Below are 11,721 nucleotides of genomic sequence, written 5' to 3'. Positions count from 1 at the left end.
CGCAACTTTTGAAACAGAAACTAAAGATGGTTTAACAATTACAGATTTTTGGGCAACATGGTGCGGTCCTTGTCGCATGCAGTCGCCAGTATTAGAAGAACTTGATGAAGAAATTGGTGACGAAGTAAAAATCGTCAAAATGGATGTTGATGCTAATCCAGAAGTTCCAAGTTCATTTGGAATTATGAGCATTCCTACTCTATTAGTAAAAAAAGATGGAGAAGTTGTTGAAAAATTAATTGGTTACCACAATAAAGAACAAATCGAAGACGTTATCGCTAAATACAAATAAGCTACATGCTTAAAAAAGGATTGAGACATTTTCTGTCTCAATCCTTTTTTTGTTGATTATGCTAAAAGTTAGGTACTTTTAATGGTTAATTTTTTTGAATGAGAATTCATATAATAAAGAACTTCTTTTTTTAGCTCTTCTATTAACGAAAAATCTTCAATCGCTTCCAATAAATTAAAGCCCTTTTGTATCCATGTTTCAGTCTCAGTAGTAGACTTTTTTAGTTTAGTTAATATAATGCCTTTTCGTACGTATACAACACCGAGTATCCGGTACCTTCCTTTTTCCTTGCTTAATGTAATTAAAGATTCTGCTTTTTCCAGCGCCTGTTGGTAATTATGATTTTCCATTAGTAAGTAAATGAGGTTCATAGAGTAAGCCAATTTTAACTCTATTGCCTCATGAAAATGTTTGTAATGTTCTAATTCAATCAAAGCGCGTTTTGAAATAAAATGAGAAGTATCAAAATCAAAGAAAAAAAGAATATTGTTCAATAAACGTAGTTCAATTAAGTACCATTTATCAAGTTGCGCAATGCGATGCCAAACTTTTTCAGCATAGGGTGCTGCTTGTGATAAATCATTGGTTTTTGAAAGGGTGATAAGCGCATCACAAATATAAAAAATGTCTTGTACAACGTTATCTTCATGCTCATTTAAATAGTTTTTTGTCGTTTCTCTAACTTTCATCAAGGTATTTAAATCGTTATTTACAGCCATTGTTTTAAATTGATATAAAATAGCATCTTTTCCTTTTAATTGATAATGATTATGAATGTAATTAAATTCTTCATGAGTCATATCTAAATTGTTCAAAATTTGAAAATATTTAGTAATGGTTGGAACAATGCTATCCAATTCAAATTTTGTATAAGTTGAACGTGCCATAGCTTCTTTCGCCACGTATTGTTGAGTGTAACCCTTATTTTCTCTTATTTTTTTAAAGTCTTTGCCAAAATTTTGACGAATATGTGTCATAAATTAAATCATCTCCTAATAAAAAATGTGATTATATGAACATTATATAAGATAGTATAAATCATTTGCTATAATTAAGTCAAAGTTAGGAGGGATTGCATGAAAAAGATATTAAAAAAATTAGTATTATTTTTGCCGGTAATCTGGTTCATGGGCGGTGGGGGCTAGTAGCAGTGTAAACTAGTTACTCTGGCATTTCCTTAATTCTTAGTCAGTTTGTCGAATTAGTAAGGGTCAGTTTATTTAACGTACTCTTACTAATTCATTGGATAATAAATGGATCTTTCAGCATTAAGTTTAGGAGGGACGCTATGGAAGCAAATAAAGTAAAAGTAAGAAATAGCTATGCTTATATTCTTGAAGGAAAGAATAGTTGCGATACTTTACCGGTAGACGAGGAAGACTTGATTGAAAATGCTGACGGAATCCTTGATTGCCCTCTTGATAGTGTGCTGAGAAAAAATAAATTATCTTTAAGTGATTTAAATGACATGAAAACTACAAAGTTGTTATTTGTAAAATTAGACGAGAATAAAACCATAATATTGAATACTATCTGCCTCAATATAAATATTTAAAAGAGGTAAAATTAAATAAAAGGATTTTAAAGCGTTGATACAAAATTAACGCTTTTTTGCTGTTTAAAAAAATCTTTTCTTGCTACACTTATGTAAACTAGTTGGTATGGAGATCAATAATAAAAGTAGTAAGGGTGATGATTTAATGAAAGGCGTATCTATTAAGACGGAAGATGGCAATCTTTATTGCAGCGTAAGTGGGGTGGGCGACCCTTTACTGCTATTGCACGGCAATGGAGAAGACCATCAAATATTTGAACAGCAAGTCTCTCATTTCAGTAAAGATTTTCAAGTTATTGCACTAGATACAAGAGGACATGGACGTTCGGATCATGGAAAAGGTGTATTGACATTTCAAAAAATTGCTCAAGATATTTTATCCGTATTGCGATACTTTAATTTATCTAAAGTAAATATCATGGGTTTTAGCGATGGAGGAAATTTAGCATTGTATTTTGGGAGCCACTATCCAGAAAAAGTGAATAAACTCATTGTGATTGGTGCTAACTATAAAGTAAATGGGTTGAAAAAAGACTCTTTAACTGAAGTGAAAAGAGACTACGTGTTGTTGACAGTCTTAGGCAGCTTTCTTTTGAAAGCGGCAAAAAAGAGACAGATCATTGATCTCATGTGGCATCAACTAGATCTAAGTTCTGCTGATTTAATGGCTATAGAAGCTCCTACATTAATAGTAGCAGGTGAGGACGATGTTATTGAAGAAAGTCATACTAGGAAAATCCATGAATTGGTCATCAATAGTGAATTAATGATTGTGCCAAAAGCAAGTCATTTTCTAATGGTTGAAAAGTATGAGGAGTTTAATCAATTTGCAACGGAATTTTTGTTTAACAACAGCCTTTCTTCATACAATTATAGTTAGAAAAATGGATAATCTATTTCCGAGCTAATTTCTTGAAACATTTTAGCTTTTTAAATTATACTATTGAAGAAAAGTTAGATTAAAAGAGCGAAACTAAAAATAATTTGGATGATTTATTTTTATTCTTTAATCTAGTTTAAATAACTAGGTTGAATAGTAATGGTAACTGTGTTATCCTGTTATTAAATATAGATGAACTTACTATCAAAAAAGAAAAAATAAATGACAAAATTCTTTTGGGATCTTATTAATTGCCAGATTTTTTCAAGGAGGAAATAAAATGAACGAAGAAGCAGTGTATACAAAAAAATATTTAATCACCAATGAAGTGCTCAATGCAGTAACCCATGGTATCGGGGCTCTCTTGAGTATTGCTGGAATGGTTTTATTGATTATGAAGGCAGTCAATACAGGCACTACGTTAGAATTAGTTTCTTATTGTATTTACGGAACCTCACAATTTCTCCTTTACTTATGTTCAACTCTTTACCATAGTTTGATTTTTACTCGAGCAAGAAAACTATTTAAGATCTTTGATCATTGTAGTATTTTCTTACTAATTGCTGGTTCTTACACGCCTATTTCACTTATCACAATTGGTGGAAAAACAGGATGGGCATTGTTTGGAGTCGTATGGGCAATTGCTATATTTGGAATTATTTACAAATGTCTTTGGATTGAAAAATTTAAAAAAATGTCGACATTGCTATATATTGGTATGGGATGGCTGAGTATGTTTGCAATCAAACCTATGTATATTGGATTAGGCTTTGATGGTTTCGCTCTACTATTAGCTGGTGGACTTTCATTTACCATAGGAACTATTTTCTACAGTATGAGAAACGTTAAGTACATGCATGTCTTGTGGCACTTATTCGTTTTGACAGGTACTGCGTTTATCTACTTTTCTATCTTATTCTATGCATAAAAAAAAGAAGTTTAAAGAAATGTGCTGCTTTCTTTAAGCTTCTTTTTCTTTGTCTGCACTTAAAATAATAAGGCTTTCTTTATGTTTTTTTAGAAAGAAGTTGTATAATGAGACAGCTGAATAAAAATATGCAAGGAGGAATGAAATGAGTATTGGGTATGCTTGTTTATCTGTAGGTGTTCCAGATACAGGCTTTAAAACTTGTCGAAAAGCAAATGCCACAGAAGAAAAACTAAAAGAATTAATACGGTTTAATTTAAATTCACTAGAAAATTTGATTGATTACAATATAAAAAATCAGATCAAATTATTTCGTATTAGTTCAGATATCATTCCTTTTGGTTCTAGTCCAGTAAATGCACTAGCTTGGTGGGAACTATTTAAGCCTCAATTTGAACAAATTGGGAGTAAAATCAAATTTAGCGGTATGCGAGTATCCATGCATCCGGGACAATATACGGTATTAAATTCACCAGATGAAGACGTTGTATCACGAGCGGTTGAGGATCTAAACTACCATACAAAATTTTTAGACAGTCTTGGAGTAGGACCTACACATAAAATCATCTTGCATATTGGCGGAGTTTATCAAGAAAAAGAAATAGCTATGAAGCGTTTTGTTAAAAGTTACCAAACGTTATTGTCAAATGCGATAAAAAAACGATTAGTCATTGAAAACGATGATCGCTCTTATACGGTTTCTGAAGTCTTGACGATCAGTCAAGCAACAGGTGCCCCTGTTGTTTATGATAATCTTCATAATGCAATCAATACAAGTGACATTACAAAAGATGATGCCTATTGGATTGAACTAACTCGAAAAACATGGAAACCTGAAGATGGGCGTCAAAAAATTCATTACTCTCAACAAAGCCCGATGAATCGAATTGGGGCGCATACACAGACGATTGCGATTGAACCATTTTTGGATTTTTACCATCAAGTAGCAAGAGAAGACTTGGACATCATGTTAGAAGTAAAAGATAAAAATCTTTCTGCTGTAAAGTGTATTACTGCGACGACAGAGCAGCCACATATGAACTTGCTTGAAAAAGAATGGAGCTTATATAAATACAGTGTTTTAGAAAAATCACCAAAGTTGTATGATGACATCAGACAGTTGTTAAAAGATAAAAGTAGTTTTCCTGTACTAGATTTTTATCGTTTACTAGACCAAGCAATAGCTATGGAAGCCACAACAGGAACAGCAGTAAATGCTGCTTATCATGTGTATGGCTATTTTAAAAAAGAAACAACAGAAAAAGAAAAAGTGGTTTTTTTAAAGCAAATTGAAAAGGTTGAACAAACGAATGGCTCTATAAAAGCACTTAAAAAAATATTGTGGAACTTAGCAGTAGTTTATAACCAGCCCTATTTACTGCAGTCCTACTATTTTGTATTTTAAAAATGAAAAAACAGGTGTGAATGCTTGATGATGGAAATGAAATAAAGTATACTATTTTACTGTACCAAGCATTAGATTGAATAGTTCACACATGAAAGAGGAAAAAAATATGAATATACAAAAAATTATTGCCTTAGTTATTTTACTTTCTGGAATTATTTTACTTTTTTATGGATTTATAGAAAGCAATCAAATTTCGTTAATTACCGGAATCGCTTTAATTGTGATTACAATTTTAGATTATATGAAATTAAAAAATAGGAAAAAGTAACCTTAATCCTTCTATTTCTATTTGTTACTTTGTAATAAAAAGAAAAGCACAAAATATTTAGTGCTTTTCAGAACTAAGTATGCTATACTAATAGATGTAGATGTACGTGGTGTTTCACTTTTTAGAGGTCAAACGATTGTTTTTTCTTGTGTTTAAATAAGGTATAGGTTCGAATCCTATCTTCTACATTTTCAACTACCTTTGCTTAAAGGTAGTTTTTTTGTATTAAAAAGTAGTTCGCTTAACAAATAGTGGATTAATATAGGTTTCACTAAATTGCTAAACGGATTGTTTGGGCACTCCTTCTTTATTTGGTACTATTATAGTGTGTTAAATAATTAAGATAGGAGGATGAATAAGTATGGTGAAAAATTTCAAAGGTGCTTACCAATCAGTTGAGGAAGCGGCTGCTCAAGTAGAGCATTTAATTACAGAAGGCTATCAACCTGAGGATATTACTGTTGTCACTCATAAAGAAAATAAGGGTACGATTGAAAGTTTAACAATTGCTGAGGTGGACCCTATTCTTAATAAGCAGAACAAATCAGTATGGAATCGAGTTAGAGATACCTTTAATGAAGCAGATGATACAAATCCGCTTAAAAAATATAAGTTAGACTCTGCTATTACCCAAAGGTACAACACAGCAATAAGAAATGGTGGTTATGTTATTCTCACTGAAGAACCAGAGACCAACAAAACCAATCAAAACCTAAGAAGTAATCCAGTTAAGGATAAAAAGGATCCTACTTTACCAACAATTGGCGAAGTTTCCGCATCAGTAAAAGGCAACATTTCAGAGGGAGACAACAAAGCTCCTTCAATAGATGGAATTCCTTTAAAAGAGACAGATGGGACATTTGGTGGGAATCATCCAACTGATAATCCAAGCATGCCAACTACGCCTGGAACAGATCAACAAAGAGATATTCGAGTAGACCGATAAGTAGGAAAGTAAAAGCAAATTGAGGCAACGTTCTCAATTTGCTTTTTTAGTCTGTCCTGAAATAAAGCAAGAATAATCAGGAATTTTATGGGTAATAATGGTCTAACCATGAAAATTCTGTTAGACTTAATATCTAAGTACATAGTTAAGATTACAAGAGTGGAGGAAAAAATATGTTAGAAGTAAAGCAACTAAAAAAGACCTTCGGAACGTTAACTGCAGTAAATAATGTTAGTTTTACGATTCCTGATGGTCAGATTTTAGGGATGATCGGTCAGAATGGCGCAGGGAAAACAACAACTTTTCGCTTGATATTAAATTTCTTAACAGCTGATTCTGGAGAAGTATTATGGAATGGTAAACCGCTGAAAAAAACGGATTATGATATCATCGGTTATTTACCAGAAGAGCGTGGGTTGTACCCTAAGGTTTCAATAGAAGATCAAATTATTTATTTTGCACAGTTACGTGGGAAATCGAAAAAGGAGATCAAACCTCAAATTGATAAATGGATGGAGAAATTCCAAGTTAAAGGAAAAAAGACAGATAAAATTAAATCGTTGTCTAAAGGAAATCAACAAAAAGTGCAATTAATTGCTACATTGATTCATCAACCAAAATTAGTTATTTTAGATGAACCGTTTAGTGGGCTGGATCCAGTCAATGCTGGATTATTAGAAATTGGAATCAAAGAGTTAAAAAAGCAAGGAGCTTCAGTTATCTTTTCAAGTCACAACATGAATAATGTTGAGGATATCTGTGACAAGTTGATCATGTTGAGAAATGGTCAAATGGTTTTAGATGGAACAGTTCGTGAAATCAGAGAACAATTTGGTCGGAAAAAATTATTTTTAGAAACAGCCATCTCTATTGAGGAATTGAAATTGATGCCTGGAGTTGTAAAAGCAGTAGAAACTAATGATGGAGTGAAAGTTCTAGATTTAGAACATCCAGAAGATGGAAAAGCTATTTTTGAAAAAGTAACACAAGACGGATACATTACTACTTTTAGCCAGCAGCCGCCTACGATAGAGGAAATTTTTAAAATGAAAGCAGGTGAGTTCCATGAATAAATTTTGGGTAATTGTGAATGATGTCTACAAAAAAAATATTAAATCATTTGGCTTTTTAACAATGGTACTATCGCCTATAGTGATGCTGCTAATTATTGGTGGAATTATTTATTTTATTAGTCAATCAGAAAATGATATTCCTGAAATTGCTGTTTTAACATCTGATCAAGAAATCCAAACACTCTTAGCAACTCAGGAAAATCAGTTTACTATTAATTCTGAAATCACGACGAAAGAGGCCGCGGAGAAAGCAATGGAGCAAGAAGAGCTAGACGGTTATCTTGAAGTTAACTCTGATAACCAACTTGTTTCGGCAAACTATGTGGATACTTCAGGGAGTGATACTTTAGATACGACTGTGTTAACGGGCTTGCTGACCAGCATCCAATTAAATCGTAAAGCAGCTGAATATGGACTGACACAACAAGAAGCAATGGAATTGATGAGTCCGGCAAACCTGACTACAGAAACGGTTCGTTTTGAAGATGGTGGAATCACCAGCCAAGATAGTACAGCAGAAACCATTAAAATGTGGAGTTCTTATGTTGTTGGTATCGCTATTTTTATTTTTATTATGAATTATGCCAGTATTATTGGGACTGAAATCGCATCTGAAAAAGGAACAAGAATTATGGAAATTATTTTATCAAGTGTTTCTTCTACGACCCATTTCTTTGGGAAATTAGTTGGGATATTACTGGTTTGTCTGACACAAATCATTATCTATGTTGTATTAGCCTTGGTAGCTTATCCATTTATAAAAAATATTACTTTTGTTCAAGAGTTTTTTGAAGGAATCGATATGGGAGCTTTACTAAGTAATTTATTAGGTACAACGCTTATTTACTTTGTCTTAGGGATTATTTTGTATGCTGGTTTAGCAGCATTCTTTGGTTCGTTAGTAACGAAAATTGAAGATGTCAGCAAAGCTGTTACACCTTTGGTTTTCTTGGCATTAATTGGGTTTTATGGCGGTTTGTTTGCATTTGCTAGTCCAAATCAGCTCATAGTTAAAATTGGTTCTCAAATACCATTATTCACTCCGTTTATTATGCCTTTTAGAGTAGCGAGTGAAACAGTATCCATTACTGGGATAGTCATTTCAATCATTGTGATGGTCCTATTTACTATCCTATGTACATTATTATCGCTGGTTATGTACCGTTCAAATGTTTTAGTTTATTCCGATGCAGGAATGATGAAAACGATGAAAACGTCTTTTAGTATTCTAAAAAATGAACGAAAGAAACCTGAGTAATAGAATAAGAGAAATAAAAAGAGAGCTAGGTTAGCATTAACCTAGCTCTCTTTTGTAGTTGTTACAGTTCATGTCTCGAAGACCTTGAAGGCAAAGCTGATTCATCTTGCTTAGGAACCTCAGTGTTCATTACTTTTGTTTCTTCATTTTCGTTGTCACTCATAACAAAATGAGTAAGGGGTTCTTCAATTGATAATCGGTCTTTTGTGTCCGATTGTACGATGAATGTAACAACCTTTGTTTTCATGTTTACTTCAGTTAGCGCTTCAGTATATAAACTGTCTAGTGTTTGTATTTGTTCAGCTAAAAATCCAGCTTCTAAATTAAAGCTAGGCTGTGCATGTTCTAAACGAGCTTGTACAACTTTACCAGATAAAGTATAAACCTGTTTATTGTGTTTTTCCTTATTCAATTCTATTAAGCCAAAACCCGCTTTATCAAAAAAGCGAATGATGTCTTGCCTACTTGCAAGTGGATATTGTCTGGCCAATTCTTTGCCAGCCCAATACAAAATTTCATGTGTTTCTGCTCCTAATAAATTGGGTATTAGAACATCTCTAATCAGTTCATATCCAAATAAGGAAGTTGTTTCGTTAAATTTTTCTAGATCCACTTTTTGTTCGTCCTTTTTTCTACTCACTTACTCATTCACCTCTTTTGTCATTCACAATTTATTATAACGTGATTTGAAACAGAAACCTATCTTTTTAAAAAAATGCTATTCAGTTACTTAAAAAAAAGGAAAAAAGAAGTTATTTAAACGATTAACTAAGTTAATTTACCTAATCCCTTGAATTTCACTCTAAAAAAAGGGAAAATAGATAGAGTATACAAATGAAATTAAACAGAGGTTGTTAAATATGAAAAAACAAGCGATAGGTTTTATAGATTCTGGAGTTGGTGGTTTGACAGTAGTAAAAGAAGCTATGCGACAATTACCAAATGAATCGATTTATTATGTAGGAGATACTGCACGCTGTCCTTATGGTCCAAGACCGGAAGAACAAATCCGACAATTTACTTGGGAGATGACCCATTTTTTATTAAATAAAGATATTAAGATGCTTGTGATTGCTTGTAATACAGCAACTGCAGTAGCCTTAGAAGATCTAAAAAAGAAGTTAGCCATACCCATCATTGGTGTTATTTTACCTGGAAGCCGAGCAGCAATCAAAGCAACAAAAAATAATCGTATTGGAATTATTGGAACTGAAGGTACGATAAAAAGCGACAAATATAAGAAGATGATTCGATCAAAAGACACTTTAGCGTCAGTAGACAGTTTGGCATGTCCAAAATTCGTTCCTTTGGTTGAAAGTAATGAATATGATAGTGCTATTGCTAAGAAAATCGTTGCAGAAACTTTGAAGCCCATTAAAAATAAAAATATTGATACGTTAGTTTTAGGTTGTACCCATTATCCGTTATTGCGTCCGATCATTCAGAATTTTATGGGTGATTCAGTAACGTTGATCGATTCAGGTGCAGAAACCATTAGTGAAGTGAGTACTATTCTTGATTACTTTAACCTTGCAGAGTTAAGCAAAAATAAAGAAGTTTCTGAACGGAAATTTTACACAACAGGATCTACACATATGTTTAATGATATTGCCTCTCAGTGGTTGGGAAATGAAACATTAGATGTTGAACATATTAAGTTAGGAACAGAGAAATTTTAAACAAGAGCTAATTGCTCAACTAAAAAAAGTGAGGTTCAAGTATGCGTGCAGATGGTAGAAAGAATGATGAAAATAGATTGGTGACAATAGAAACCAATTATTTGAAACATCCAGAAGGATCGGTTTTGATCTCTTTTGGAGATACAAAAGTAATTTGTAATGCAACAATCGAAACAAAAGTCCCGCGTTTCTTAAAAGGTATGGGAAGCGGATGGGTTCATGCTGAATACAGTATGTTGCCAAGAGCTACTAATACACGAAACATTCGTGAGGCAGCTAAAGGTAAATTAAGTGGACGTACAATGGAAATTCAACGATTGATTGCGCGTTCACTACGCTCAAGCATTGACTTAGAAGCCTTAGGAGAACGTTCAATCACAATAGACTGTGATGTGATCCAAGCAGATGGTGGTACACGTACTGCAAGTATTACAGGCGCATTTGTCGCTTTAAAATTGGCGATCCAAACCTTATTGGATAGTGGCGAACTAACACAAAGCCCAATTAAAGAAAATGTAGCAGCAATCAGTGTAGGAATTTTAAAAGATGGAGAAGCAGTATTAGATTTAAATTACTTGGAAGATAGTTCTGCAGAAGTGGATATGAACTTAGTCATGACTTCTCGGGGACAATTTGTTGAAATTCAAGGAACAGGTGAAGAATCTACTTTCTCTTCAGAACAGCTTTCAGTGATGTTAGAATTTGGTAAAAAAGGAATCAACGACTTGATTCAAGTACAAGATGATGCTTTTCAACAAGCTCTTTCTTTAAAAAATAACGGGATAAAACCGTACCCACTAATTCCAAAGGATGAAATTTTAATAGCTACAGCAAATGCTGGAAAAGCTAGAGAATTCGAAGCGTTATTTGCAAAAAAAGGGTTTAAAGTAAAAACGTTACGTGACTTCCCTGAAATTCCTGAAGTTGAAGAAACGGGAACAACTTTTGAAGAAAATGCTTTACTAAAAGCAGAAACGATTGCTCGTACACTAAATATGTTGGTGTTAGCAGATGATTCAGGATTGAAAGTTGATGCACTAGATGGTGCGCCAGGCGTTTTTTCTGCTCGTTATGCAGGAGAATTTAAAAGCGATGCTGCGAACAACGCCAAACTCTTGCATGAATTAACAGGAGTAGCTAAAGGAGACCGCACAGCACAATTTCACTGTACTCTTGCACTGGCTTTACCTGGAAAAACGAGCTTAGTTGTTGAAGGCGAAGTAGAAGGACTGATTTTAACCATACCTAAAGGCGAGAATGGTTTTGGCTATGATCCATTGTTTTTCGTTGAAAGTAAAGAGAAAACAATGGCTGAGTTGACTCAAGATGAAAAAAATGAAGTAAGTCATCGTGCAGTAGCACTAGAAAAATTGGATCAAGTTTGGGATGATTGGATAAATAGTTAATATATTGCTGCCAAAACGGAGGGAAAAG

At 33.4% G+C, this 11,721-nt stretch carries 13 protein-coding genes; 11 read left to right on the top strand and 2 right to left on the bottom strand.

Annotation, left to right across the window (positions count from 1 at the left end; genetic code table 11):
• The coding region (trxA, locus tag ABS911_RS07005) for a thioredoxin (protein ID WP_350466972.1) at positions 1-292 on the top strand (292 nt) is incomplete at its 5' end.
• 68 nt (positions 293-360) lie between these two features.
• On the opposite strand, the gene ABS911_RS07000 is transcribed toward trxA, so the two are convergent.
• Entirely contained in the window at positions 361-1,269 is a 909-nt protein-coding gene (locus ABS911_RS07000) for a helix-turn-helix domain-containing protein (RefSeq protein WP_350466971.1), read from the bottom strand.
• A 311-nt stretch (positions 1,270-1,580) separates the two neighbouring features.
• Here ABS911_RS07000 and ABS911_RS06995 point away from each other — a divergent pair, with 311 nt between their 5' ends.
• The 8 genes from ABS911_RS06995 (at position 1,581) to ABS911_RS06960 (ending at position 8,608) form a co-directional block, all read left to right on the top strand.
• Entirely contained in the window at positions 1,581-1,847 is a 267-nt protein-coding gene (locus ABS911_RS06995; RefSeq protein ID WP_350466970.1) for a hypothetical protein, read from the top strand.
• A 145-nt stretch (positions 1,848-1,992) separates the two neighbouring features.
• Positions 1,993-2,727, top strand: coding sequence for an alpha/beta fold hydrolase (locus ABS911_RS06990; protein ID WP_350466969.1), 735 nt, complete (start codon positions 1,993-1,995; stop codon positions 2,725-2,727).
• Between the two features lie 280 nt (positions 2,728-3,007).
• Positions 3,008-3,655: a PAQR family membrane homeostasis protein TrhA gene (gene trhA / locus ABS911_RS06985; protein WP_350466968.1), complete on the top strand. Its 648-nt coding sequence runs from the start codon at positions 3,008-3,010 to the stop codon at positions 3,653-3,655.
• Positions 3,656-3,800: 145 nt separating this feature from the next.
• Entirely contained in the window at positions 3,801-5,060 is a 1,260-nt protein-coding gene (gene uvsE / locus ABS911_RS06980) for a UV DNA damage repair endonuclease UvsE (protein WP_350466967.1), read from the top strand.
• Between the two features lie 109 nt (positions 5,061-5,169).
• Complete coding sequence (locus ABS911_RS06975) at positions 5,170-5,331, top strand: UV damage endonuclease UvsE (RefSeq protein WP_035021740.1); 162 nt, start codon at positions 5,170-5,172, stop codon at positions 5,329-5,331.
• 361 nt (positions 5,332-5,692) lie between these two features.
• Positions 5,693-6,277, top strand: a complete 585-nt coding sequence (locus ABS911_RS06970; RefSeq protein ID WP_350466966.1) for a general stress protein — start codon at positions 5,693-5,695, stop codon at positions 6,275-6,277.
• A gap of 173 nt (positions 6,278-6,450) precedes the next feature.
• Positions 6,451-7,350 (top strand): ABC transporter ATP-binding protein, encoded by a 900-nt coding sequence (locus ABS911_RS06965; protein WP_350466965.1) that lies wholly within the window; start codon positions 6,451-6,453, stop codon positions 7,348-7,350.
• Complete coding sequence (locus ABS911_RS06960) at positions 7,343-8,608, top strand: ABC transporter permease (RefSeq protein ID WP_350466964.1); 1,266 nt, start codon at positions 7,343-7,345, stop codon at positions 8,606-8,608. Before ABS911_RS06965 ends, ABS911_RS06960 begins: the two co-directional genes overlap by 8 nt.
• A gap of 61 nt (positions 8,609-8,669) precedes the next feature.
• Here ABS911_RS06960 and ABS911_RS06955 read toward each other — a convergent pair whose 3' ends face one another.
• The gene (locus ABS911_RS06955) at positions 8,670-9,248 is read right to left on the bottom strand and encodes a YslB family protein (RefSeq protein WP_350466963.1); all 579 of its coding nucleotides are present in this window, start codon (positions 9,246-9,248) and stop codon (positions 8,670-8,672) included.
• Between the two features lie 220 nt (positions 9,249-9,468).
• On the opposite strand from ABS911_RS06955, the gene racE reads away from it, so the two are divergent.
• The gene (gene racE / locus ABS911_RS06950; protein WP_350466962.1) at positions 9,469-10,287 is read left to right on the top strand and encodes a glutamate racemase; all 819 of its coding nucleotides are present in this window, start codon (positions 9,469-9,471) and stop codon (positions 10,285-10,287) included.
• Between the two features lie 41 nt (positions 10,288-10,328).
• Complete coding sequence (gene rph / locus ABS911_RS06945) at positions 10,329-11,693, top strand: ribonuclease PH (protein WP_350466961.1); 1,365 nt, start codon at positions 10,329-10,331, stop codon at positions 11,691-11,693.
• Positions 11,694-11,721: the final 28 nt, after the last annotated feature.

Source organism: Carnobacterium sp. (assembly GCF_040274425.1).
The sequence above is the reverse complement of the archived record's forward strand: the minus strand, read 5'-3'. Positions and strand labels throughout refer to the sequence as shown.